Here is a 24,127-nt window from a genome sequence, read left to right on the forward strand (position 1 = left end):
ATAGGTATTGCTCAGGAAACTGCCAATAGCGTCATTTTGAGTGCGTCGCGTCGCGATTTGCAGCACAGTTCGATTGACATGCCTCAATGAGGTTTACAGGATACGCAACCAAGAGACAGGCCCGCCAACCGGCCGCCCGCCGTCGAGAAACTCAAGCTTACAACCAACAGGAGATGTCCATGTCAGACGATGTCGTCATCGTCAGCGCCGCCCGCACCCCGGTCGGCAGCTTCAACGGCGCGTTCGCCACCACCCCGGCGCATGATCTTGGCGCGATCGTCATCAAGGCGGCGCTGGAGCGCGCGGGCGTCGAGCCGGGTCAAGTCTCCGAAGTCATCATGGGCCAGATTCTCACCGCGGCGCAGGGCCAGAACCCGGCCCGCCAGGCGTCGATCAACGCCGGCATCCCGGTGGAGAGCCCGGCCTGGGGCGTCAACCAGCTCTGCGGCTCGGGCCTGCGCACGGTCGCACTCGGCTATCAGGCGCTGCTCAACGGCGATTCCTCTGTCGTCGTCGCCGGCGGCCAGGAATCGATGAGCATGGCCCCGCACGCGCAATATCTGCGCGGCGGCGTCAAGATGGGCGGCCTCGAACTGATCGACACCATGATCAGGGACGGCCTGTGGGATGCCTTCAACGGCTACCACATGGGCAACACCGCCGAGAACGTTGCGAAGCAGTACCAGATCACCCGGTCGCAGCAGGATGAGTTCGCCGTCGCTTCGCAGAACAAGGCGGAGGCCGCGCAGAAGGCCGGCCGGTTCAAGGACGAGATCGTCCCGGTCACCCTCAAGTCGCGCAAGGGCGACATCGTGGTCGATACCGACGAATATCCCCGCCATGGCGCCACCGTCGAGGCGATGGGCAAGCTCCGCGCGGCGTTCGAGAAGGACGGCACCGTGACCGCCGGCAACGCCTCGGGCATCAATGACGGCGCCGCCGCCGTGGTGCTGATGACCGCCAAGGAAGCCGCCAGGCAGGGCAAGAAGGTGCTCGCGCGCATCGTCTCGTGGGGCCAGGCCGGCGTCGATCCCAAGATCATGGGCACCGGGCCGATCCCGGCGTCCCGCACCGCGCTGAAGAAGGCCGGCTGGAACATCGCCGACCTCGATCTGATCGAGGCCAATGAGGCGTTCGCAGCACAGGCCTGCGCGGTCAACAAGGACCTCGGCTGGGATCCGGCAAAAGTCAACGTCAACGGCGGCGCGATCGCGATCGGCCATCCGGTCGGCGCATCCGGTGCGCGCGTGCTGGTGACGCTGCTGCACGAGATGCAGAAGCGCGACGCCAAGAAGGGCCTTGCCACGCTGTGCATCGGCGGCGGCATGGGCATCGCTATGTGCGTTGCACGCGACTGAACAAAAGGCAGCGAGGCGGGTTAGGTGATGAAAAGATCATCTGTCAACCGCGGCGCGAGCTGATAAATAAGATGCCCGGCTTCGCGCCGGGCATTTTTGTTTTGCAAGTGCGAGTGACTGCAGTGAGTGCAAAGACCGGAGCTATTCCGGTCATAAAAGACGGCCAAGGAGGAGACGGACATGGCACGTGTTGCATTGGTGACGGGCGGAACGCGGGGCATCGGGGCGGCGATCAGCAAGGCGCTGAAAGCGGCGGGCTACAAGGTGGCGGCGAGCTACGCCGGCAATGACACCGCGGCGGAGAAGTTCAAGGCGGAGACCGGCATTCCCGTCTACAAATGGGATGTCTCCTCGTTCGACGCCTGTGCGGCCGGCGTCAAGCAGGTCGAGGCCGATCTCGGCCCGGTCGACGTGCTCGTCAACAATGCCGGCATTACCAAGGATGGCGCCTTCCACAAGATGACGCTCGAGCAGTGGACTTCGGTGATCAACACCAATCTCGGCTCGCTGTTCAACATGACGCGCCAGGTGATCGAGGGCATGCGCGCCCGCAAGTTCGGCCGCGTCGTCTCGATCTCCTCGATCAACGGCCAGAAGGGCCAGTTCGGCCAGGTCAACTATTCCGCGGCGAAGGCCGGCGATATCGGCTTCACCAAGGCGCTCGCGCTCGAGAACGCCAAGGCCGGCATCACCGTGAACGTGATCTGCCCGGGCTACATCAACACCGAAATGGTGCAGGCGGTGCCGAAGGACGTGCTCGAGAAAAACGTGATCCCGCAGATTCCGGTCAACCGCCTCGGCGAGCCCGAGGAGATCGCGCGCGCGGTGGTCTTCCTCGCGGCCGACGATGCCGGCTTCATCACCGGCTCGACGCTGACCATCAATGGCGGCCAGTATCACGCGTGACGTGATCTGAACTCGGTTATTTGAGAGATCGTCATGCCCGGCCTTGTGCCGGGCATCCACGTCTTATAACTCGGGCGCGAGAAGACGTGGATGGCCGGGACATAGGCGAGCGGAAGCGACGCCGTCCTTCGGACGGCTGCGCCCGGCCATGACGGAATAATTTCAAATGACCTCTCGCACCGCCACCCTCGTTGGACTGACCGCTATCCTGATGTGGTCGCTGCTGTCTGTCATGACGGTTGCGACCGGCAAGATCCCGGCGTTTCAGCTTGCCGCCATGACATTCGCGATCGCCGCCGCGGTTGCGTTTGCGAGCTTCCTGTTTCGTCCGTCCGCTTTTGCCGCGTTGAAGCAGCCGCCCATCGCCTGGGCCGTCGGAGTCGGCGGGCTGTTCGGCTATCACGCGCTGTATTTCCTCTCGCTGCGCTATGCGCCGCCGGCGGAAGCCGGGCTACTGAACTATCTTTGGCCGCTGTTGATCGTGCTGTTCTCCTCGCTGCTGCCGGGCGAGCGGCTCGCCGCGCATCACATCATCGGCGCCGTGCTCGGCCTTGTCGGAACGGTGTTGCTGCTCGCCGGTAACACCGGCAGCTTCACGCAGGGCCAGATCCCAGGGTTCGCCGCGGCCTTCGTCGCCGCCTTTATCTGGGCGGCCTACTCGGTGATGTCACGCCGGCTCAAGGCGGTACCAACCGATGCGGTGGCGGGCTTCTGTCTGGCGACTGCGGTGCTCGCCGCGCTCGTACACATGCTGGTGGAGAGCACGGTCTGGCCGGCGACGCCGCTGCAATGGCTTGCGGTGATCGCGCTCGGCATCGGTCCGGTCGGTGCCGCGTTCTTCGCCTGGGACATCGGCATGAAGCGCGGCGACATCCGCGTGCTCGGTGCCGCGTCCTATGCCACGCCGCTGCTGTCGACCGCGTTCCTGATTCTCGCAGGCTTCGCCAAACCCAGCGCCAACATCGCGATTGCCGCGATCCTGATCGCCGGCGGCGGCCTGATCGCGGCAAAAGACATGGTGTTGCGAAAATGAATGTAGGATAGGTATCGCTTCGCTCCACCCATCCTACGAAGAGGGCTCCCAGCCCTTCGGTGCCAGCTCGAAATTCGCGAACTCGAATCCCGGCGCCACCGTGCAGCCGACCAGCGTCCAGTCGCCGGTGCTCTCGGCGGATTGCCATGTATCCGCGGGCACGACCGCCTGCGGCAACTCGCCCGCAGCGATGTCGGCGCCGAGTATGAATTTCCACTGCCCGTCGTCATCCGCAATCCTGAGCGTGAGCGGCGCGCCGGCATAGAAATGCCAGACCTCGACTGCATCGATACGGTGCCAGTGCGAACGCTCGCCGCATGCCAGCAGGAAATAGATCGCGGTCGAGCGCGCCCGCCCGTTGGCGTCGCAGCTTTTGTCGCGAAACGTCTCGCGATAGTGCCCGCCTTCGGGATGCGGCTTCAGTTCGAGCCGCGCGATGATCTCGGCAGCGGAGGGCTGAGACATCAGGACTTGTTCTTGCGCTCGCGCAGTTCGCCGAACACCGCGGCCGGGTCGGCGCCCTTCATGTGCAGCTTGGCCGCGACGGAGGGTTCGTCGGCGCGCAGGAACACGTTGGCCTTCTTCTCATCACCGAGCAGCACGGGGATCGTCGGCTTGTTCTCGGCACGCAGTTTTGTCACTTCCTCCGCGCGCGCCTGCAATGCCGGATTGTCTGCTTCGACTGACAGCGCGAACTTGACGTTGGAGGCGGTGTACTCGTGGCCGCAATAGAGTCGGAAGTCGTCCGGCAGCGCGCGCAGCTTCAACAGCGAATCCCACATCATGGGATAATTGCCTTCGAACACCCGGCCGCATCCGATCGAGAACAGTGTGTCGGCGGCAAACACCGCCTTCTCGCCATCGAACACGTAGGAGATGTGATCGAGGGTGTGGCCGGGCGTCTCCACCACCCGCGCCAAAAGACTGCCGACCTTGATCACGTCGGCATTGGCGGCGCGCAGGTCGACATTGGCGATCTTGGCCGATTTGTCGTGCGGTGCGACGACGCGGCAGCCGTATTTCTGCTTCAGCTCGGCGACGCCGCCGACATGGTCACCATGGTGATGCGTGATCAGGATATCGGTCAGCGTCCAACCCTCGCGCTCCAGCGCCTTGATGATCGGGCCTGCCTCGGGTGCGTCGATCGATGCCGTCGCCTTGGTCGCGGGATCGTGGATCAGGTAACCGAAATTGTCGGTCAGGCAGGTGAAGGTGCGAATTTCGGCGGCCATGTTATCTCCACGAACAAAAGGACGGGCGTTAACGCGCCCAATATAGGTGTGAAATATGGCGTTAACGCTCATGCGGCAACGCAATTTTCCGCGCGCCGTGGCCGTGAGCGGCATGTTAGATTGGGATTTATGGACGTCATCGACCTCCGGGACTTCTATTCGCAGCGCCTCGGCATCGTGGCCCGGCAGCTGATCAACCGTGGCATCCGTGCGCGATGGCCCAATGCGGAGGGCCTGCGGGTGCTTGGGCTCGGCTATCCGACGCCCTATCTCGGCCTGTTCCGCGAGTCCTGCGAGCGCTGCATCGCCTTCATGCCGGCGGCCCAGGGGGTGCTGAAATGGCCGACCGGCCGACCGGCGCTGGCGACCCTGATCGATGAATTCTCGATGCCGCTGCAGGATGCCGCGGTCGACCGCGTGCTGCTGGTGCATGCGCTGGAAATGTCCGACGATCCGGAGCGGCTGTTGCGCGAGGTCTGGCGCGTGCTGGCGCCGTCGGGGCGGCTGATCGCGGTGATCCCGAACAGGCGTGGCGTGTGGACGCGCACCGATGCCACGCCGTTCGGTCACGGCCGGCCCTATTCGCGCGGGCAGATCACGCAATTGCTGCGGCAGACCTGGTTCACGCCGACCTCGTGGAGCGAGGCGCTGTTCGTGCCACCGGTCGCCGGCGGCTGGTTCCTGCGTTCGGCGATGGCGTGGGAGCGGGTCGGTGCGGCGCTGTCGCTGCCGTTCGCCGGCGTGCATATCGTCGAAGCGAGCAAGCAGGTCTACCGCGCGATCCCGGCGCATCGCGAGCGCACGCCGCTGATCCCGTCGCTGCAGCCGGTGCTGGTGCCGTCGTCGCGACGCGGATAACAGAATCAAAAGAGCGGGTCGCCTGCGGCGCCCGCCCTTTTCTTCAGGATTGATCCGAAGCCTTATTCGTTGCCGGGATTGAAGTCCTCGCTCGGCGCAGGCTGCGTGGCCAGTTCTGGACGCGGGCCGTTTGGACGGCGGCGACGGCGCGGGAAGCGCTCACCACGCTCGCTGCGTTCAGCGCCGCCAGTGCCTTCAAAGGCGCCACTGACCGGGGGCTGCGCGCCGCCGGTGATGAAGGACGGCAGGCGATCGACACCGCCGGCATCGGCCAGCACCGGCTGCGGCTGATTCGGCGGCTGCGGCGCCTGATACTGCGGCTGCGGACGATGCTCGCGTTCGCGGTGCTCGCGCGGCTGCTGCTCACGCGGTTGGTGATCACGCGGCTGGTGCTCGCGCGGCGGCTGTTGGTCGCGCTGGTAGAGCTGCTGGCCGTTTTCGCGCACGTAGGGCTGCGGCTGCTGCGGCACGAAGCCCGGCTCCTGGCCGAAGTTCGAATAGCCGTCGCTATCGTCATCGCCGTCGTCGGACTGTGTCACCTCGCCGTCGGGACGCGGCGGTTGCTGATTCTGTCGGAATTGCTCCTGAGCGGTGGCAATGATCCGGTAATAATGTTCGGCGTGCTGGTAGTAGTTCTCGGCGGCGACCGGATCGCCGGAGGAGCGCGCATCGCGAGCGAGCTGAACGTATTTTTCGGCAACGTGCGAGGCAGTGCCGCGGATCTTGATATCGGGTCCGTTCGATTCGTACACCCGTGTCAGGGGATTCTGGCCGCGCCGGTTATTATTATTGTTATTATTATTGTTACTGCTGTTGTTATTGTTATTGTTATTGCGGTTGCGCATGCGCTTGTTGTTCTGACCGTTTCTCATATGTCGCCTTTATTCCAGCCCTGAAGTTATCAGTTCATAGCCTCGTTCGCTTCGGCGCGCAGTTATGCGTGCGGAATCGTCGTACCGTCCAAATTGGCTTCAATGTCGCCGACCATCTCGTTCAGCAAAGTCGCGTTCAACAATGACGCGTTCCCCAACCGCCAGCGGGTCTCGCCGGCGACCAAATCATTCCGCCCGTCGAGACAGGCCCAGTTCTCTCGCATAAGTCTTCAAGCGCAATTACAGGCTTTCGTTCGCTTGGCGGTCGAGAGCAGCACAGCTCCGGCTATTGCGCTCAATGTGACCTGCGGTTTGGAACCTTTTGATCGGCGGGCTCTCGCTCGAGAACCCTGGACACCACCCGTTCGCTACGGGGCCAGCACCGATGTTGTGGCCGGAACGTAGTCGTTCCCGGGGGATATTCCAAGAGGTTTTTTTGCGTTCCAATAGGACTTTATCGGGGCAACCGTCGGGCGGAAACCGCCCGCGGGATGCCCGCCAGGTCGGCTTTTGGCAGCCCGGTTGTGGTTAACCCGGCTGCCGTCATCAAGGCGTCAATGTCCCCGCTCTGGCCCTGGCCGGCCTCCACGACGAGGACGCCGTTGGGGGCCAGCAGGCCCGCGGATTGCGCGATCAGCGCCCGGTAAGCATCGAGTCCGTCGGCGCCGCCGTCGAGCGCCGCGCGTGGGTCATGGACGCGCACCTCGGTGGCGAGACCGGCGATGTCGGCGGAGCGGATATAGGGTGGATTCGAGACGATCAGGTCCAGGGAGCCGGACAGGCCAGCGGCGTAATCGCAAGCGATGAACGTCGCACGATCGGCGAGCCCGAGCCGCGCGGCGTTCTCGCGTGCCATCGCAAGGGCGTCCGTCGAAATGTCGGTGCCGAAGCCCCGTGCGTTGGGCAGTTCGGACAGCAGCGCCAGCAGGATCGCGCCAGAGCCGGTGCCGAGATCGGCCAACCGCAGCGGACGATCGATCGCGCGGTCGGCGCGCAATAGCTCCAGCGCGCGCTCGACCACCGTCTCGGTATCGGGCCGCGGCACCAGCGTCGCGGCGGAGAGTTTCAGCGGCAGCCCCCAAAACTCACTGACGCCGAGAATGCGCGCCACCGGCTCGCCGGCGAGACGGCGTTGCGCCAGGGCTTCCAGGTGGTCCGATTCGGCTGCGGTCAGGGTGCGATTCGCCGAAATGATCATGCCTGTCAGGTCAAGGCCGAGGGCGGTGCCGACCAGAAGCCGCGCATCGAGTTCGGCGGAGTCGTTGCCGGCGGCCTTGAGACGCACGGCGAGCGCGCGCCTGATGGCTTCGACCGTTTGGCTCACGCCGCCGCACCTTGCGCCGCAAGCTGCGCGGCCTGGTGCTCGGTGGTGAGCGCGTCGATCAGTTCGCCGATCGCCTCGCCCGCGATCACCTGCGGCAATTTGTAAAGCGTCAGATTGATGCGGTGGTCGGTGACGCGGCCTTGCGGGAAGTTATAGGTGCGGATCCGCTCGCTGCGGTCGCCGGAGCCGACCTTCTCCTTGCGGTCGGCCGAACGCACGGCGTCGATGCGTTGCTGCTCGGCGTCATAGATGCGCGAGCGCAGGATGTTCATCGCCGACGCCCGATTCTTGTGCTGCGAGCGGCTGTCCTGCATCATCACGACGATGCCGGTCGGGATGTGGGTGATGCGGATCGCCGATTCGGTCTTGTTGACGTGCTGGCCGCCGGCGCCCTGCGCCCGCATGGTCTCGATCCGCAAATCATCGCTCTTGATGTCGACGTCGACGTCCTCGACCTCCGGCAGCACCGCGACCGTTGCCGCCGAGGTGTGGATGCGGCCCTGCGTCTCGGTGTCGGGCACGCGCTGCACGCGGTGCACGCCGGATTCGAATTTCAGCTTGGCGAAGGCGCCGCGGCCCTGCACCTCGGCGATGATTTCCTTGTAGCCGCCGACGCTACCTTCGCTGGCCGAGATCACCTCGACCTTCCAGCCCTGCAAGGCCGCGAAGCGCTCATACATCCGGAACAGGTCGCCGGCGAACAGCGAGGCCTCGTCGCCGCCAGTGCCGGCGCGGATTTCCAGCACCACGTTGCGGTCGTCCATGGCGTCCTTGGGCAACAGCGCGACGCGGATCTTCTGTCCGAGCTCGTCGATACGCGCCTGCAGGGTTTCGAGCTCGGCTTCCGCCATGCTGCGCATTTCGGGATCGACGGCCGGATCCGTCAGTAGCGCCTCGGTGTCGGCAAGCTCGCTGCGCGCAGCGCGATAAGCCTTCACCGCATCGATCAGCGGATTGAGCTCGGCAAGCTCGCGCGTGATCGCAACGTAGCGCTCGGAGTTCACCTGGCCGAGCAGCTCGGCCTCCAGCGAGGCATGGTGGGCGAGCAGGATGTCGAGTTTGGCTTCGGGTAGCATGGCAGGTTCTCGAGTTGCAGAGGACGCAAGGTGGCTGAGGCGACGAGAGCGTCGCTACAAGGCCAGACCTTCGGCTTCTGCAAATTTCGTCAGTTGCTCGCGAATCGACACGCTGCCGGACGGCGCATCGAGCAGCGGCTCGATCATCGTCGCGGCTTTTTTGGCGTCGAGGTCGAGGATCATCGCCTTGACCGGGCCGTGCGCGGTGGCCGACAGCGACAGCGAGCGATAGCCGAGCGCGATCAGCGCCAGCGCGCCGATCGGCTTCGACGCCATCTCGCCGCACAGCGACGCGCTCTTCTTCGCGGCCTGCGCCTTGCGCACGATGTCGCGCAGCGCGCGCATGATCGGGGCCGACATGATGTCGAACCGTTCAGAGACCTTGGCGTTACCGCGGTCGACCGCGAACAGGAACTGGAACAGATCGTTGGAGCCGACCGAGACGAAGTCGACCTTCTTGAGGAGCTCGTCGAGCTGGTACAGCAGCGCCGGCACTTCCACCATGGTGCCGACGTCGATGCGCTCGGGCAGCGCGTGGCCATGCTGGCGCAGATAGGTCAGCTCGCGCTCGACGATCGCCTTGGCCTGGTCGAATTCGGCGACCTCGGAGATCATCGGGAACATGATCTTCAGCGCGCGGCCGCCGCCGGCGCGCAGCAGCGCGCGGATCTGGCCGCGCAGCAGGCCGGGACGGTCGAGGCCGAGGCGGATCGCGCGCCAGCCGAGCGCGGGATTTTCCTCGACCACGGTCTCCATATAGGGCAGCGCCTTGTCGCCGCCGATATCAAGCGTGCGGAAGGTGACGGGCTTTGCGCCGGCCGCGTCGAGCACGGTGCGGTAGAGCTGAAGCTGGTCGCTACTGCGCGGCAGGCTAGGGCTCACCATGAACTGCAATTCGGTGCGGAACAGGCCGATGCCGGCGCTGCCGGTGTCGTCGATATGCGGCAGGTCGATGGTCAGGCCGGCATTGATCAGAAGCTCGATCGGCTGGCCGTCCTTGGTCACGCAGGGCTTGTCGCGCAGCTCCGAATATTGCGCCTGCCGCCGCGCCCGGAAACGGACGCGCTCGGCATAGGCCGATTCGATCTCGGCCGAGGGGCGGATATAAATCTCGCCCGAGGTGCCGTCGACGATGATGGCATCGCCGGGATCCGCGATACCAGGCGCATTCGGTATCTCGCCGACCGCGGGGATGCCGAGCGCACGCGCGACGATCGAGACGTGGGAATTCGCGGTGCCTTCCTCGAGCACGAGGCCGCGCAGCCGCGTGCGGTCGTAGTCGAGCAGCGCCGCGGGACCCATCGCGCGGGCGATCAGGATGGCATTGTCGGGCAACTGCTCGCGCGACGGCGCGTGATTCTGGCCGACCAGCTGCCGCATCAGGCGATGGCCGAGATCCTCGAGATCGTGCAGGCGGTCGCGCAGATATGGATCGGTCGAGCGCAGCATGCGCGCGCGGGTGTCGGACTGCACGCGTTCGACGGCGGCCTCCGCGGTGAGGCCGGTGGCGACCGCCTCGTGCAGCTTGTGCGACCAGCCCTGGTCGTTGGCGAACATGCGGTAGGCTTCCAGCACCTCACGGTGCTCGCCGCCTTCGGCGACGTCGCCGCGCTCCAGCATGCGGTCGAGATCGGCGCGGAGGTTCGCCAGCGCGGTGTCGAGCCGCTTGATCTCCTTCGGCAGGTCCTCGGCGATGTAATTGGTGATGACGACGCGCGGCTCGTGCAGCACGACATGGCCGAGCGCGATGCCGTCGGAGAGGACTGCGCCGGTTTTGTGCAGCGAGTGCCGTGCCGCCGGCTCCGCGCCGGGCTGCGCCAGCGCGGCGAGCTCGCCCGAGGCGATCATCTCCGCCAGCACCATGGCGGTGGTCTGCAGCGCCTCGACCTCTTCCTCGACATAGGTGCGCTTGGCGCGATTCTGCACCACCAGCACGCCGAGCGTGTTGCCGGCGCGCAGGATCGGCACGCCGAGGAACGAGTGGTAGATTTCTTCGCCGGTCTCCGGGCGGTACGAGAACGCCGGATGGCTCTGCGCGTCGGACAGGTTCAGCGGCGTCGCCTCGCTGGCGACGAGGCCGACAAGGCCTTCATGCGCGCTCAGCACGGTGCGGTGCACGGCGTCGCGGTTCAGGCCCTCGGTGGCATATAATTCGAGCGTGGTGTCGACCCGCAGCACATAAGTCGAGCAGACCTCGGCCACCATGTTGGCCGCGATCAGCACCACGATCTTGTCGAGGCGTTCCTGGGCGGAGACTTGCTCCGCCATGGTTTCGCGGAGCCGTCTCAACAGGACGCGGGGGCCTCCCGACGCGCTCCGCATGTGCCTAAATCCTCCCCCGCAAGGCCGGCGTACCGAGGAACCGGCCGCTGGCGCAAAACGCGTCAAACCCGACAATTTTAGTGATTCGGCGTTGCCGCAAGCGCCGTTCTCCGCCGAATCAGGATCGCCAAAACTGTGGCACAGTTTGCGGCAGCCCACCTGACTGGCCGTATAGCCAATCGAGACTTGCTTTGCCAAGCAAAACGCCTGCCAGTAGCAAATAACGTCTGCGTCAGCGCAATGCTGCGACCGCTAAGAGAAATTCTAACTCTGGGCTGCGGTTGCTGGAGACCGCTTGTTCCGAGTGTGAGGGGCCGGGGCCTTCTCCTCGTCATTCCGGGGCGCGCCTTTTGGCGCGAGCCCGGAATCCATCGGACCACAAGTCAGTCGGTGGAACGGATTCCGGGTTCTCGCTTCGCGAGCCCTCAGGTGCGCAATTGCGCACCGGGGAATGACGAGGGAGAGATACCTACGCCTGATCGAGCCCGTACAGCGTGTGCAGCGTCCGCACCGCGAGTTCGGTGTAGGCGGCGTCGATCAGCACCGAGAACTTGATCTCGGAGGTGGTGATGGCGCGGATATTGATATTGCGCTCCGACAGTGCCTTGAAGGCCTTGGCCGCGACGCCGGCATGGCTGCGCATGCCGCTGCCGATCACCGAGACCTTGGCGACATCGGTCGCGGTGTCGAGCCGCTGATAGCCGATCTTCGCCTTGGAGGAGGTAATGGTATCCTTGGCGCGGTTGTAGTCGGTGGCCGGAACGGTGAAGGTGAGGTCGGTGGTCTTGCCGTCCTCCGACACGTTCTGCACGATCATGTCGACATTGATATTGGCATCCGCGAGCGGCCCAAAGATCGAGGCGGCGACGCCCGGCTTGTCTTCGATCTGGCGCACGGAGATCTGGGCTTCGTCCTTGGAGAAGGCGATGCCGGTGACGACGTGGCTTTCCATGATTTCCTCCTCGCTGCAGATCAGCGTGCCCGGCGGCTGGTTGGCGTGCGGGTCGATATCCTCGGGCTTGTCGAAGCTGGAGCGAACGAAGATCGGCATGTTGTGCACCATGCCGAGTTCCACCGAACGGACCTGCAGCACCTTGGCGCCCTGCGAGGCCAGTTCCAGCATGTCTTCGAACGCGATCCGGTCGAGCCGGCGCGCCTTCGGCACCACCCGCGGGTCGGTGGTGTAGACGCCGTCGACGTCGGTATAGATGTCGCAGCGGTCGGCATGCAGCGCGGCTGCGATCGCGACCGCCGAGGTGTCGGAGCCGCCGCGGCCGAGCGTGGTGATGCGGCCGGTCTGCGGGTTGATGCCCTGGAAGCCGGCGATCACGGCGACTTCCTTGCGGTCCTTGAATCGGCCGATGATCTCGGTGCCGTCGATGTCGAGGATGCGCGCCGAGGCGTGGGCGTCGGAGGTCTTGATCGGGATCTGCCAGCCCTGCCAGGAGCGCGCCTGGATGCCGATGCCCTGCAGCACAATCGCGAGCAGCCCGGAGGTGACCTGTTCGCCGGAGGCGACGATCGCGTCATATTCGCGCGCATCATGCATCGGCGAGGCGTCGGTGCACCAGGCCACCAGCTCGTTGGTCTTGCCGGACATCGCCGACACCACGACGGCGACCTCATGGCCGGCGTCGACCTCGCGCTTCACATGCTGCGCGACGTTGCGGATGCGATCGATATTGGCGACGGACGTACCGCCGAATTTCATCACGAGGCGGCCCATGACGACGCGTCTGTTCCCTTAAGAGGATAAGTAGGGTAACCCGCGCCGAAAACCGCAAGCGCAGGCACCGAAACGCGCGTATACATAGCGCCGCGCCCGGGGGCAAGCCGGTTCCTGCAGGTCTCTTATAGGTCTCCTGGGGGTCTCTTGTGGGGCTTTCGGGGGTCTTCCGGCCAGTTATGGGCGGGCTGTGGCGCGGCGGTAACTCGAGGCGGATGGTATGGGGCGTTATATCGACGATATCCTGCAGCCTGGCGAAAAGGTGCTGTATTCGACCAATGCGCACTGGGTGTTCTATTGGCCGGCGATCGTGGCCTGGATCGTGGCGGTGGCGCTTTTGATCGCCTCGCGCATAGTGACGGTGGACAGCCTCACGCTGGCGTGCCTTGCCTCTGCCGCGGTGGTGGCCATCGCAGCCCTGTACTGGTCCGCCACGGCCTGGTTCCACCGCTGGACCACCGAGACCGACGTGACCAATCTTCGCGTCGTGCACAAAACCGGATTCATCAAGCGGCGGACCTTCGAGATGAGTCTCGACAAGGTCGAGAGCGTCGACGTCAACCAGAGCATTTTAGGGCGCATCCTGAACTACGGCGACGTCACCATCCGCGGCGTCGGCGAGGGCTTCGAGAATATCCGCACCATCGCCTCGCCGCTAGCGTTCCGCAGTTCGATCACCGCGCGATAGGGGTGCGCGTAACCATGGCCATGCAGACAAGTCTTTCCAATTCCTCCGCCAATTCCTCGGCCAGCTCGGTCGATCCGGCCGAAATCGCGAAATTCTCGAAACTGTCGGACGAGTGGTGGGATCCGCGCGGCAAGATGGCGCCGCTGCACAAGATCAATCCGCTGCGGCTGACCTATATCCGCGATGCCGCCTGCCGCAAGTTCGAGCGCAACGCCAAGAGCCTGAGCTGCCTGTCGGGTTTGCGCATACTCGACATCGGCTGCGGCGCCGGGCTGTTGTGCGAACCGTTCACGCGGTTAGGGGCCCAGGTGATCGGAATCGATCCCTCCGTCAGCAACATCGCCGCAGCGAAACTGCATGCCGACAAGGGGCATCTGTCGATCGACTACCGCTGCACGACGCTGGAAGAGATGGACGTGCGCGAGCGCTTCGACATCGTGCTGGCGATGGAGGTGGTCGAGCACGTCGTCGACGTCGGCGCCTTCCTCAAGCGCTGCGCGGCGATGCTCAAGCCCGGCGGGCTGATGGTGGTCTCGACGCTGAACCGCAACTGGAAAAGCTTTGCGCTGGCGATCGTCGGCGCCGAATATGTGCTGCGCTGGCTGCCCCGCGGCACCCATGAGTGGAGCAAGTTCGTCACCCCCGCCGAGCTCGAGCGCTATCTCGCCGATGTCAGCCTGACCATCACCGAGCAGGCCGGCGTGGTCTACAATCCGCTCGCCGACAAATGGAGCATCTCGTCCGACATGGACGTGAATTACATGGTGGTGGCGGAGGACGTGTAACGTTGGCTTGCCAGCCCTGGCCACATAATCAGCGTCGTCCCTGCGAAAGCAGGGACCCATAACCACCGGCCCATGTGATTGGGCAAGGTCCGCGTTCCGAGCATGTATTACGTCTACATCCTCGCAAGCCGGCGCCATGGCACGCTATATATCGGCGTGACGAATTCCGTGCAGAAGAGGCTTGAGCAGCACAAGGCCGGCAAAGGTTCGTCATTTGTCAAAACCTACAGCGTCTATCGTCTCGTGCATGTAGAATCATATCAGCGCGCCGATGAAGCCATCGCGCGCGAGAAGCAGCTCACGAAGTGGAAGCGTGACTGGAAGATCGAATTGATCGAGCGCGATAATCCAGAGTGGCGTGATCTCAGCGATCTGCTTGTCTAGCCAGCCCGCCACAAACCACTCCCTGTGGTTATGGGTCCCTGCGTTCGCAGGGACGACACCGCCTTTGTTGATGCCGCGCAATCCTGTCATGCGCCGCGTCGGTTGACCGCATCGCCTGCAATCGGCACGGTGCGTCTTTAGTCCCGCCCCGCCGGCTCTCCTTTCGCACATGCTCACGATCGCCTCGCTCTGGATTCCCTTCACTATCGTTGCCGCGTTCGGGCAGGTGGCGCGCAATGCGATGCAGCGGTCGCTAACGGGGCCGCTCGGGACCTGGGGCGCGACCAACATCCGTTTCCTGTTCGGTCTGCCGTTCGCGGTGGTGTTCTTCGCGCTTGCCGTGATCGCCACCGGCGATCACGTGCCGTGGCCGTCACAGTCGTTCTGGCCGTGGCTCGTGCTCGGCGCACTGAGCCAGATCGTCGGCACCGGGTTCATGTTGCTGGCGATGAACGACCGCTCCTTCGTGGTGACCACGGCCTACATGAAGACCGAGGCGATCCAGACCGCGATCTTCGGTTTCATCTTCCTTGGCGATCACCTGACCACGGCCAAGGTGATCGCGATCGTGATCGCAACCGTCGGCGTCGTCGTCACGGCGCTGCGGCCCGGCGGCAATAAAAGCTACGCCGATTTGCGCCCGACGGTGCTCGGCCTCGGCGCCGCCGCGGTGTTCGCGCTGTCGGCGGTGAGTTTCCGTGGCGCGATCATTGCCGTGCCTGATGTCTCGTTCGTGACGGCGGCCTCCTACACGCTGGTGTGGAGCCTGTTTGTCCAGACGCTGATCCTGTCGATCTATCTCTTGCTCCGCGCGCCCGACGTGCTGCGGAAAATCATCGGCCTCTGGCGTCCCTCGATGTTCGCCGGCTTCATGGGCGCGTTCTCGTCGCAGTTCTGGTTCCTGGCGTTCGCGCTAACGGCGGCGGCCAATGTCCGCACGCTGGCGCTGCTCGAGGTGCTGTTCGCGCAGGGCGTAGCGTATTTCTCGCTGAAGCAGCCGTTCTCGCTGCGCGAGCTCGCCGGCATTATCCTGATTGTGGTTGGCGTTGCGCTGCTGATTGCCGCGTAGTTATCCGCGCAATTATCCCTTGGCCGCGATCAGCACCGCGCCGGCCGAGATCAGCGCAATCCCGATCCAGCCATAAAGCGAGGGGCGTTCGCCGAGGAAGACGACGCCGAACAGGGCCACCAGCACCACGCTCAATTTGTCGATCGGCGCAACCAGGGTCGCGGGGCCGAGTTTCAGCGCGCGGAAATAGCAGATCCAGGATGCGCCGGTGCCGAGCCCGGACAGCAGCAGGAACAGCCAGGTCTTGCCCGAGATCGGTCCCGGCTGGGTGAATTGCCCGGTCGTGAACAGGATCGCCGACAGCGTGATCAGCACGATCACGGTGCGGATCAGGGTGGCAAGATCGGAGTTGATGCCCTCGACGCCGACCTTGGCAAAGATCGCGGTGAGAGCTGCGAAGAACGCCGAAAGCAGCGCCCATGCTTGCCAGGAGGGGAAGGTGTCGGGGGTCATGCTCTTCCCAAGTCGTCATTCCGGGGCGGTGCGCAGCACCGAACCCGGAATCCAGAGGTTGCGGCGCGAGATTCCGGGTTCACGCTGTCGCGTGCCCCGGAATGACGCGAGCGCGTCAATTCCGATCTTCCGGCAGGGTCGGCAGCGGCGAGACCTCGACGCCTTCGTCGATCAGCGCGCGCGCCTCGTCCGGCGAGGCCTCGCCGTAGATCGGCCGATGCTCGATATCGCCGTAATGCATCTTGCGCGCTTCGTTGGGGAAGCGCTCGCCGACATTGTCGGCGTTCTTCACGATGTGGTCGCGCAATTCCTTCAGCTTGGCGCGCAGCTCGCGCTCCTGCGCCATCATCAGCGAGGTCGATTCGGTGGCCGGCGCCTCGGCGGGCGGTGCCGCGATTTCAGGCGCCGCCTTCGCGCGGCCCTTCTTGCCGATGATGCGCGGGGCCATGATGGCGCGCTCGACCTTGGCCGAACCGCAGGCCGGGCAGTTGATCAGGTGGCGCCGCTCCTGCGATTCATAGGCCGACGAACTCTGGAACCAGCTCTCGAACTCGTGGCCGGTCTCGCATCGCAGATTGTAGCGGATCATGCCGAGCCCCGGACGAGGTGCAGGTGCTCCGGGCCGGCCTTGGGGTCGGCGATGCCGAAGCGTCGTCCGTGCTGCAGCGACGGAATCGTCTTGCGCGCGGTCTCGACCTTGGCGGGATCGATCCTGGCCAGGAACACGCCGGGCTCGACGCCGCCCTCGGCGAGGATCTCGCCCCAAGGGTCGATGATGAGCGAGTGCCCAAAAGTCTCGCGCTTGTTCTCGTGCAGGCCGGCCTGGGCTGCTGCGAACACGAAGCAGCCGGTCTCGATGGCGCGGGCGCGCAGCAGGGTGTGCCAATGCGCTTCGCCGGTCTTGCGGGTGAAGGCGGAGGGCACGGTGAGGAACGACGCGCCGGATTCGGCCAGCGCGCGATAGAGCGCCGGGAAGCGTACGTCATAGCAGATCGTCAGCCCGATCCGGCCCCAGGGCAGGTCCGAGATCACGGCGGTCTCGCCCGGCTGATAGTTGGCGGATTCGCGGTAGCTCTCGCCGCCGGGCAGATCGATATCGAACATATGGATCTTGTCGTAGCTGGCGAGCAAATTGCCGTCGGGCCCAATCAGGAACGAGCGGTTCACCGCCTTTTCCGGCGAGAAGCGCAGCGCCAGCGAGCCGATATGGAGATGGATCTTCAGCTCAGCTGCGAGCGCGCGATAGGCTTTCAGCGATTTGTCGTCCTCTTCGCTGGCCAGATGCTCGAACAGCGCCTTGCGGTTGAGCTGCATCATATTGCTGACTTCGGGCGTCAGCACGTAGTCGGCGCCCTGCGCGGCCGCCTCGCGGATCAGCCGCGTGCCCTGCTCCAGGCTCGGCTCAGGGAGAAGCCCGGTGCGCATCTGCACCATGGCGGCGGTGAAGCTCATGTCCGTGGTCATCAGGCGCCGCCTCCGTTGGCCAACAGGCCGTCGAGCTTGCCCTCGCGGTCGAGCGCGTAGAGCTCGTCGCAGCCGCCGATATGGGTCTTGCCGATGAATATCTGCGGGAACGTCGAACCCGCACCGGCGCGGCCGTACATTTCGTCGCGATAGGATGGGTTGCTGGCGACGTTGAGTTCGGTGAATTCAGCGTTCTTGCGTGTCAGCAGCGATTTGGCCGCGCTGCAATAGCCGCAGCCCGGACGGGTGTAGATTTCAATGGCAGCGGTCATGCACTGTGCGCTCGGGTGAACCAGAATGTCAGATTATATGGGAGCACGGTGGCTCTCGACAACCCGGGCGAACACCAGCACGTCGACCTGCGCAGCTTTGGCCCGCAGCAGCGCCCGCGCGCAGGCATCCACCGTGGCGCCCGAGGTCAGGACGTCGTCGACCAGGATGATTCGGCGGCCCTGGATGTCTGATTTGCGCTCGTCGGCCACCTTGAACGCGCCCTGGACGTTGCTGGCGCGCTGCGGGCGCGACAGCCCGATCTGCTGCTCGGTGGCGCGGACGCGCCGGAGCGCCTCCGAGGCCATCCTGACGCCGCTCTGGCGCGAGATCACCTTGGCCAGCGCGCCGGACTGGTTGTAGCGCCGGCTCCAGCCGCGCTGCCAATGCAGCGGAACCGGCACCAGCGCATCGGCACCGTTTAGCAAATCCTTCCCCGCCCGCGCCATCCAGCGGCCCATCGCGGGCGCCAAATCGGTGCGGTCCTGGTATTTCAGTGCGTGCACCAGCGTGCGCGCGACGTCGTCATAGCGTACCGCGGCGCGGGCGCGCTGGTAGGCCGGTGGATGGGCAATCGCCTCCATCGACAGCAACTCGGGGCCGGGGTCATAAACGAAGGGTATGCCGAGCCGCGGACAAAACGGCGGCGCGATGAACGACAGTTTCGACCAGCATTCCGCGCAGACGCCCTCGCCGGCGACCGGCTCGCGGCAGGACACGCAGAGCGTCGGCAGCGCGATGTCGAGCGCGAGCCGCGCGGTGCGCAGCCATGCGCCGCCGACAGCGCCGAGCGCGCCGCGCAGATGGCTCGCGATCGAGCGTGACGGTGATGCCTCGGCGTCCATCTGATCAAGCTAGCGCTGCCAGGAGCGGCGCTCAAGGCGGATTGTCAGCAGCAATCGTCCAGCGTAACCAACCGGCATGGCTCCGAACCCGACCACGGCCCCCATCCTGTTCGATCGCGCGCTGCTCGCCGCGCGGCTCGCGCGCGCGCGACGTGATGGCGCGGTGACGTTCCTGCTCGATCGTGCCGTCGAGGATTTGGCCGACCGGCTGCAGGCGGTGTCGCGCAGCTTTGCTGGCGCGGCCGATCTCTGGACGCCGGGCACCGAGCTTGCAGAGGCGGTGCGCGGGCGCGCCGGTTCGATCCGCCGGATCGCGTTCGATCCGTCGGAGACGCTCGGGCTATCACCTGAATCGCTCGACCTCGTCGTCTCGGCGCTGGCGCTGCAGTTCGTCAACGATCTCCCCGGCGTGCTCGCACAAATCCGCCGCGCGCTGAAGGGCGACGGCCTGTTGCTCGCGGCGATGCTCGGCGGCGATACGCTGACCGAGCTCCGGCAGAGTTTTGCCGCGGCGGAAGCCGAATGCGATGGCGGCGCGTCGCCGCGCGTCGCACCGTTTGCCGATCTGCGTGATATCGGTGCGCTGTTGCAGCGTGCCGGCTTCGCGCTGCCGGTCACCGATGTCGATCGCGTCGTGGTGCGCTACGCCAGCGCATTCGCGTTGATGCAGGATTTAAGGCGCATGGGCGCGACCAATATCTTGCGTGAGCGCCGCCGCACCGCGACCCGCCGCGCCACCATGCTGCGGATGGCACAGATCTACAGTGAGCGCTTTGCCGATGCCGACGGTCGCATCCGTGCCACCTTCGACATCGTCTGGCTGTCCGGCTGGGCGCCGCATGACAGCCAGCCGAAGCCGTTGAAGCCGGGCTCGGCAAGAGCGAGTCTGGAAGCGGCGGTGAAGGGCGCGAAACGTTAGGGACGCAGAAGGCGCCCCCTACAGCAACAGATCAATCAGATGCGGCAGCAGCGGAATATCCGCCGGCGGCATCGGGTAGTCGCGCAGCTTGTTGGCGCGGACCCAGGCCAGGGTCTGGCCCTCGCGCGCCACCGCGATGCCCTCCCAGCGGCGGCAGATGTAGAGCGGCATCAGCAAATGGAAGGTCTCGTAGGCGTGGCTGGCAAAGGTCAGCGGCGCCAGACATGGCTCGCTCACCGTGATGCCGATCTCCTCGTGCAGTTCGCGGATCAGGGTCTGTTCCGGCCGCTCGCCGGGCTCGAGCTTGCCGCCAGGGAATTCCCACAGGCCGGCGAGCGCCTTGCCTTCGGGGCGCTGCGCCAGCAGCACACGCTTGTCGGCATCGACGAGCGCGCAGGCGACGACGAGGGTTAGTTTGATATCGGCCATGTGATGCGCATTGTCTGAAATCGGGCAAGCCTTCATTAACCAGCAATCGTGGCAGGGCAAAACGTTTTGTTCCCGCTCGCCTTTCTGCGATCGCGATAAGTTCCCTTTAATCCGTCACCGGCAGGGTCAGGGACGGTCATATACCGATAGAAACCCATACACCCATAAATCCGATGCGCACCTTGATGTCGATCCTCCGCCGCTTTCGCCGCGATCGCTCCGGCAATGTCGCAATTGTCTTTGCCCTTCTCGCGGTGCCGGTGCTGGGCGCCGTCGGATGCGCGATCGACTATTCGCGTGCCAACCAGATCCGCAGCAAATTGCAGTCCGCTGCAGACGCCGCGAGTGTCGGATCGATCGCCAAGGCGTCGCCCGGCTTTATCGCCGCCGGTGCGATGACCTCGGATGGCCCGGTCCCGGCGGGCGTCGCCGACGCCACCAAGATATTCACCGGCTATGTCGCCAACCAGGGCGGTTTCACCCTCGGCAGCGTGACGCCGGCCGTCAGCAAGAGCGGCGGCGCCCTCACGTCGACGGTGCAGTTCTCGGCCACCGTCTCGACCATGTTCCTCGGCCTGATGGGCAGCAAGACGGTCACGGTGACGGGTACGTCGACCTCGACCGCCAACATGCCGCAATACATCGACTTCTATCTGCTGCTCGACAATTCGCCGTCGATGGGCGTTGCGGCGACGCCGACGGACGTTACGAAGATGGTCAGCAACACGCCCGACCAGTGCGCCTTCGCCTGTCACGATCTCAGCACTGCCAATAACTACTACAATCTCGCAAAGACCCTGGGCGTGACGACCCGGATCGACGTGCTGCGTACGGCGACCCAGAATCTGATGGACACGGCAAGCCAGTACGCGACCTATCCGAGCCAGTTCCGGATGGCGATTTATGATTTCGGCGGCACGTCACAGGCCATGGGCCTGAGATCCCTGTTCTCGCTCTCGTCTAGTCTCTCCAGCGCCAAGACGGCTGCGGGGAATATCGACTTGATGGGGGTTTGGGCTAATGGCGGGGATAACGACATCTATACTGGGGACAAGAACACGCTCTTCGGCACCCTGCTTCCCGCCATCAACAACGTCATCAGCAACCCCGGTTCGGGAACGTCCTCCTCGCCGCTGAAATATCTCTTCTTTGTTTCCGACGGTGTCACCGACGAAAGCAACGCGTCGTGCCCTAAGACGATGTACAATAAGGATTGGGGCAACATCTCCCCCCGCTGCCAGGCGCCGATTGATCCTGCACTGTGCGCCACGCTCAAGAATCGGGGCATCAAGGTGGCCGTGCTCTACACGACCTATCTCCAGTTGCCGTCAAACACTTGGTACATGGACTGGCTCGATCCATTCAATCAGGGACCGTTCGGACCCTCGCCGAACAGCCAGATCGCGCAGAATATGCAAACCTGCGCGTCGCCGGGCCTGTACTTCGAGATCACCCCGACCCTGGGCATCTCGGACGCGATGACCGCACTGTTCAAGAAGGCGGTCGCCGACGCGCGGATCAGCAGCTAGCAATTGTTCCGTCATTGCGAGCGAAGCGAAGCAATCCATCGCTCCGCATACTCGGAGAGATGGATTGCTTCGTCGCTTCGCTCCTCGCAATGACGATACCGTCTAAGACCTGTAGTCGCCGTTGATCGCGACATATTCCTTGGTGAGATCGCAGGTCAGTACGCGGTCGCGGCCCTTGCCGAGGCCGAGCGCGACCTTGATTTGGATCTTCGGCGCCTTCATCGCTTCCGAGACTTCCTTCTCGTTGTAGGACGGATCGCGCGCGCCGCTCTTGGCGACGCGGATGCCGTTGAAGGAGATCGACAGCTTGTCGCGATTGGCGGGCTCGCCGGCCTTGCCGACCGCCATCACGACGCGGCCCCAATTGGCGTCCTCGCCGGCGATCGCGGTCTTGACCAGCGGCGAATTGGCGATCGACATCGCGATTTTTCGCGCCGACGGTTTTGTCGTCGCGCCCTCGACGATGACCTCGACCAGCTTGCGCGCGCCTTCGCCGTCGCGCGCCACTTGTTCAGACAGATTTGCGAGCACGCCGTGGAACGCCTTGGCGAACGCCTTCAGCCGCGGGTCGCCGGCGCGGCTGATCTTCGGCGCGCCATGGGCTGCTGCGGCGCCGGTCGCAAACGCCAGCAGCGTGTCCGAGGTCGAGGTGTCACTGTCGATGGTGATGGCGTTGAAAGTGTCCTCGACGCCGGCCTTGAGCAGCGATTGCAGCACGGCTGACGACAGCGGCGCGTCGGTGAAGACGAACGACAGCATGGTCGCCATGTCGGGCATGATCATGCCGGCGCCCTTGGCCATGCCGTTGATCGTCACCTTGGCCTTGCCGAGCTTCACGGTCGCGGTCGCGACTTTCGGGAAGGTGTCGGTGGTCATGATCGCCTTCGCCGCGTCGATCCAGTGGTCGGGCGTCGCTGCCTCGGCAAGCGTCGCCAGCACGCCGTCGAACTTGGTAGCGTCGAGCGGCTCGCCGATCACGCCTGTCGAGGCGAGGAAGATCTCGCCGGCGGTGCAGCCGACCGCCTTTGCCGCGATCTGCGCGGTCAGCGCGGTGGAGTGCTTGCCGGTCTTGCCGGTGAAGGCGTTGGCGTTGCCGGAATTGACCACCACCGCTCTTGCCTGTCCGCCCTTCAGCTTGGCGCGGCACCATTCGACTGGCGCCGACGGGCATTTCGACTTGGTGAAGACGCCGGCCACCGTGGTGCCCTTGTCCAGGAGCGCCAGCAGCACGTCGGTGCGCCCCTTGTAGCGGATGCCGGCGGCAGCGGTCGCAAGCCTCACGCCCGCGATCTCGGGCATGTTGGGAACGTCAGTCGGGGCGAGGGGGGAGACGGCGGTGGACATGGGACGGCTTCCGGCTACGAGGAGGGAAGCGCTGCTTACCATCTCACTCGTCGAAACGGGAGAGGGGCAAGGCCCACGAATGCAGCTGTCATCAATCGTTCAAAAATGCAGATGGCCGGGACATGCCCGGCCATCGCAACTTCAACTCGGTTCGCGTCGCTTACTTCTTCGCCGGCGCCATCTTGCTGTCGGACGGCTTCGGCGCGTCCTTGGCGGCCTCCGCCGGGGCGGCCGGCGCGTCGGTGCGCTCGATCTTGGCGGCCTCGCGCAGCTTGGCGACATAGTCGGCCTGCGCCTTGCGGGTCACATAGGTCTCGATCTGGCCCTTCACCTGATCGAAGTCCGGCGCCTTGCGGTTGCGCTTTTCCTCGACCTTGATGATGTGCCAGCCGAACTGCGACTTCACCGGATCGGAAATCTTGCCCGGCTCCATTGCGAAAGCCACCGCGGAGAATTCCGGCACCATCTGCTCCTTGGTGAAGAAGCCGAGGTCGCCGCCGTCGGCAGCACCCGGATCCTTGGACTTCTTCTTGGCGAGCTCGGCGAAATCGGCGCCCTTGTCGAGCTCGGCCTTGACCGCCTTGGCCTCGTCCTCGGTCTCGACCAGGATGTGGCGGGCGCGCACTTCCTGCTCGCCGGTGATCTGCTTGGCGGCGTCGTCATAGACCTTCTTCATGGCCTCGTCGGTGGTCGCAGCCTTGCCCTCGGCGGCGAGCAGGCTGTCCATCAGCAGGCGGCTGCGGGTGAAGGCGAGGCGCTTCTTGAAGTCCTCGTTGTTCTCGACCTTCTTGTCCTCGGCGGCCTTGGACACGATCTTCATGTCGATCAGGAAGGACAGCACGTTCTCCTTCTTGGTCGCGGGGTCCATCTGCGCGAGGCTCGGTCCCAGTTCTTCCTCGGCGAGCGCGACGTCGCTGGCGTGAATCTCGGAACCGTTCACCTTCGCGACCACCGGGTCGGAATCGGCAGCCCGGACCGGCAGGCCGGCGGCCAGGAGGGCGCCAAGGCAGCCCGCTACGGCCAGTGTGGCCAAGCCGAGGCGCAGGCCGGTTTTCGTTTCCGGAAGCGAGGTGGTCATGCAAAATCCTTGTCTCAAAGGGGGTAAGTGCGAGCGCGGCGGACACTCGCCCAATCGCGTAGCCTTGGCAACGCGAAAAGTCTGTCAAAATGATGAATTCCTTGACATCTTGCCGAAGTTGACAACCCCCCGACCCGGCCATATCTGATGCCCCATCGTGTCA

Annotated in this window: 25 protein-coding genes; 10 read left to right on the plus strand and 15 right to left on the minus strand. The window is 64.7% G+C overall.

Annotation, left to right across the window (positions count from 1 at the left end):
• The first annotated feature begins 179 nt into the window (after positions 1–179).
• From UP09_RS01810 to yddG, 3 genes are all read left to right on the plus strand, one after another.
• On the plus strand, positions 180–1,358 hold the full coding sequence (locus UP09_RS01810) for an acetyl-CoA C-acetyltransferase (protein WP_044536403.1): 1,179 nt from the start codon (positions 180–182) through the stop codon (positions 1,356–1,358).
• Positions 1,359–1,538: 180 nt separating this feature from the next.
• Positions 1,539–2,264, plus strand: a complete 726-nt coding sequence (phbB, locus tag UP09_RS01815; RefSeq protein ID WP_044536298.1) for an acetoacetyl-CoA reductase — start codon at positions 1,539–1,541, stop codon at positions 2,262–2,264.
• Between the two features lie 166 nt (positions 2,265–2,430).
• A complete protein-coding gene (gene yddG, locus UP09_RS01820) occupies positions 2,431–3,297 on the plus strand; it encodes an aromatic amino acid exporter YddG (RefSeq protein WP_044536299.1) in 867 nt (288 codons plus the stop codon).
• A 33-nt stretch (positions 3,298–3,330) separates the two neighbouring features.
• Here the strand turns inward: yddG and UP09_RS01825 are convergent, their stop codons facing one another.
• Both UP09_RS01825 and gloB read right to left on the minus strand, forming a co-directional pair.
• The gene (locus tag UP09_RS01825; protein ID WP_044536300.1) at positions 3,331–3,762 is read right to left on the minus strand and encodes a cupin domain-containing protein; all 432 of its coding nucleotides are present in this window, start codon (positions 3,760–3,762) and stop codon (positions 3,331–3,333) included.
• Positions 3,762–4,529 carry a hydroxyacylglutathione hydrolase gene (gene gloB / locus UP09_RS01830; RefSeq protein WP_044536301.1) on the minus strand — a complete coding sequence of 256 codons (768 nt, stop codon included), beginning with the start codon at positions 4,527–4,529 and terminating at the stop codon, positions 3,762–3,764. Before gloB ends, UP09_RS01825 begins: the two co-directional genes overlap by 1 nt.
• A gap of 129 nt (positions 4,530–4,658) precedes the next feature.
• Between gloB and UP09_RS01835 the strand changes: the two genes are divergently transcribed.
• The gene (locus UP09_RS01835; RefSeq protein WP_044536302.1) at positions 4,659–5,387 is read left to right on the plus strand and encodes a methyltransferase domain-containing protein; all 729 of its coding nucleotides are present in this window, start codon (positions 4,659–4,661) and stop codon (positions 5,385–5,387) included.
• A gap of 62 nt (positions 5,388–5,449) precedes the next feature.
• Here the strand turns inward: UP09_RS01835 and UP09_RS01840 are convergent, their stop codons facing one another.
• The 5 genes from UP09_RS01840 to UP09_RS01860 all read right to left on the minus strand — a co-directional run bounded on the left by UP09_RS01840 (position 5,450) and on the right by UP09_RS01860 (position 12,707).
• Complete coding sequence (locus UP09_RS01840) at positions 5,450–6,259, minus strand: DUF4167 domain-containing protein (RefSeq protein WP_044536303.1); 810 nt, start codon at positions 6,257–6,259, stop codon at positions 5,450–5,452.
• Between the two features lie 454 nt (positions 6,260–6,713).
• Positions 6,714–7,583 carry a peptide chain release factor N(5)-glutamine methyltransferase gene (prmC, locus tag UP09_RS01845; RefSeq protein ID WP_044536304.1) on the minus strand — a complete coding sequence of 290 codons (870 nt, stop codon included), beginning with the start codon at positions 7,581–7,583 and terminating at the stop codon, positions 6,714–6,716.
• Positions 7,580–8,659, minus strand: coding sequence for a peptide chain release factor 1 (prfA, locus tag UP09_RS01850; protein ID WP_044536305.1), 1,080 nt, complete (start codon positions 8,657–8,659; stop codon positions 7,580–7,582). The genes prmC and prfA overlap by 4 nt, the downstream gene beginning before the upstream one ends.
• 54 nt (positions 8,660–8,713) lie before the next feature.
• Complete coding sequence (gene ptsP, locus UP09_RS01855) at positions 8,714–10,981, minus strand: phosphoenolpyruvate--protein phosphotransferase (protein ID WP_044536306.1); 2,268 nt, start codon at positions 10,979–10,981, stop codon at positions 8,714–8,716.
• Between the two features lie 469 nt (positions 10,982–11,450).
• Positions 11,451–12,707: an aspartate kinase gene (locus UP09_RS01860; protein WP_044536307.1), complete on the minus strand. Its 1,257-nt coding sequence runs from the start codon at positions 12,705–12,707 to the stop codon at positions 11,451–11,453.
• A gap of 220 nt (positions 12,708–12,927) precedes the next feature.
• Between UP09_RS01860 and UP09_RS01865 the strand changes: the two genes are divergently transcribed.
• The 4 genes from UP09_RS01865 to UP09_RS01880 all read left to right on the plus strand — a co-directional run bounded on the left by UP09_RS01865 (position 12,928) and on the right by UP09_RS01880 (position 15,633).
• Positions 12,928–13,395, plus strand: a complete 468-nt coding sequence (locus UP09_RS01865; protein ID WP_044536308.1) for a PH domain-containing protein — start codon at positions 12,928–12,930, stop codon at positions 13,393–13,395.
• A gap of 14 nt (positions 13,396–13,409) precedes the next feature.
• Entirely contained in the window at positions 13,410–14,180 is a 771-nt protein-coding gene (gene ubiG / locus UP09_RS01870; RefSeq protein WP_044536309.1) for a bifunctional 2-polyprenyl-6-hydroxyphenol methylase/3-demethylubiquinol 3-O-methyltransferase UbiG, read from the plus strand.
• Between the two features lie 102 nt (positions 14,181–14,282).
• The gene (locus tag UP09_RS01875; RefSeq protein WP_044536310.1) at positions 14,283–14,564 is read left to right on the plus strand and encodes a GIY-YIG nuclease family protein; all 282 of its coding nucleotides are present in this window, start codon (positions 14,283–14,285) and stop codon (positions 14,562–14,564) included.
• Between the two features lie 169 nt (positions 14,565–14,733).
• Positions 14,734–15,633 carry an EamA family transporter gene (locus tag UP09_RS01880; protein ID WP_044536311.1) on the plus strand — a complete coding sequence of 300 codons (900 nt, stop codon included), beginning with the start codon at positions 14,734–14,736 and terminating at the stop codon, positions 15,631–15,633.
• 12 nt (positions 15,634–15,645) lie between these two features.
• On the opposite strand, the gene UP09_RS01885 is transcribed toward UP09_RS01880, so the two are convergent.
• From UP09_RS01885 to UP09_RS01905, 5 genes are all read right to left on the minus strand, one after another.
• Positions 15,646–16,086, minus strand: coding sequence for an EamA family transporter (locus tag UP09_RS01885; protein ID WP_044536312.1), 441 nt, complete (start codon positions 16,084–16,086; stop codon positions 15,646–15,648).
• 115 nt (positions 16,087–16,201) lie between these two features.
• A complete protein-coding gene (locus UP09_RS01890; protein ID WP_044536313.1) occupies positions 16,202–16,675 on the minus strand; it encodes a DUF1178 family protein in 474 nt (157 codons plus the stop codon).
• Complete coding sequence (locus tag UP09_RS01895) at positions 16,672–17,550, minus strand: carbon-nitrogen hydrolase family protein (protein WP_044536314.1); 879 nt, start codon at positions 17,548–17,550, stop codon at positions 16,672–16,674. Before UP09_RS01895 ends, UP09_RS01890 begins: the two co-directional genes overlap by 4 nt.
• Positions 17,550–17,822: a glutaredoxin 3 gene (gene grxC / locus UP09_RS01900; protein WP_044536315.1), complete on the minus strand. Its 273-nt coding sequence runs from the start codon at positions 17,820–17,822 to the stop codon at positions 17,550–17,552. The genes UP09_RS01895 and grxC overlap by 1 nt, the downstream gene beginning before the upstream one ends.
• 33 nt (positions 17,823–17,855) lie before the next feature.
• On the minus strand, positions 17,856–18,665 hold the full coding sequence (locus tag UP09_RS01905; protein WP_044536316.1) for a ComF family protein: 810 nt from the start codon (positions 18,663–18,665) through the stop codon (positions 17,856–17,858).
• 76 nt (positions 18,666–18,741) lie between these two features.
• Between UP09_RS01905 and UP09_RS01910 the strand changes: the two genes are divergently transcribed.
• Positions 18,742–19,584 carry a methyltransferase domain-containing protein gene (locus UP09_RS01910; protein WP_044536317.1) on the plus strand — a complete coding sequence of 281 codons (843 nt, stop codon included), beginning with the start codon at positions 18,742–18,744 and terminating at the stop codon, positions 19,582–19,584.
• A gap of 18 nt (positions 19,585–19,602) precedes the next feature.
• On the opposite strand, the gene UP09_RS01915 is transcribed toward UP09_RS01910, so the two are convergent.
• Positions 19,603–20,013, minus strand: coding sequence for a (deoxy)nucleoside triphosphate pyrophosphohydrolase (locus UP09_RS01915; RefSeq protein WP_044536318.1), 411 nt, complete (start codon positions 20,011–20,013; stop codon positions 19,603–19,605).
• Between the two features lie 173 nt (positions 20,014–20,186).
• On the opposite strand from UP09_RS01915, the gene UP09_RS01920 reads away from it, so the two are divergent.
• Positions 20,187–21,542, plus strand: a complete 1,356-nt coding sequence (locus UP09_RS01920) for a TadE/TadG family type IV pilus assembly protein (RefSeq protein WP_044536319.1) — start codon at positions 20,187–20,189, stop codon at positions 21,540–21,542.
• A gap of 102 nt (positions 21,543–21,644) precedes the next feature.
• Here the strand turns inward: UP09_RS01920 and argJ are convergent, their stop codons facing one another.
• Entirely contained in the window at positions 21,645–22,886 is a 1,242-nt protein-coding gene (gene argJ / locus UP09_RS01925; RefSeq protein WP_044536320.1) for a bifunctional glutamate N-acetyltransferase/amino-acid acetyltransferase ArgJ, read from the minus strand.
• A 160-nt stretch (positions 22,887–23,046) separates the two neighbouring features.
• Complete coding sequence (locus UP09_RS01930; RefSeq protein WP_044536321.1) at positions 23,047–23,964, minus strand: peptidylprolyl isomerase; 918 nt, start codon at positions 23,962–23,964, stop codon at positions 23,047–23,049.
• Positions 23,965–24,127 lie beyond the last annotated feature (163 nt).

The organism is Bradyrhizobium sp. LTSP885 (assembly GCF_000938305.1).
Taxonomy (GTDB): Bacteria; Pseudomonadota; Alphaproteobacteria; order Rhizobiales; family Xanthobacteraceae; genus Bradyrhizobium.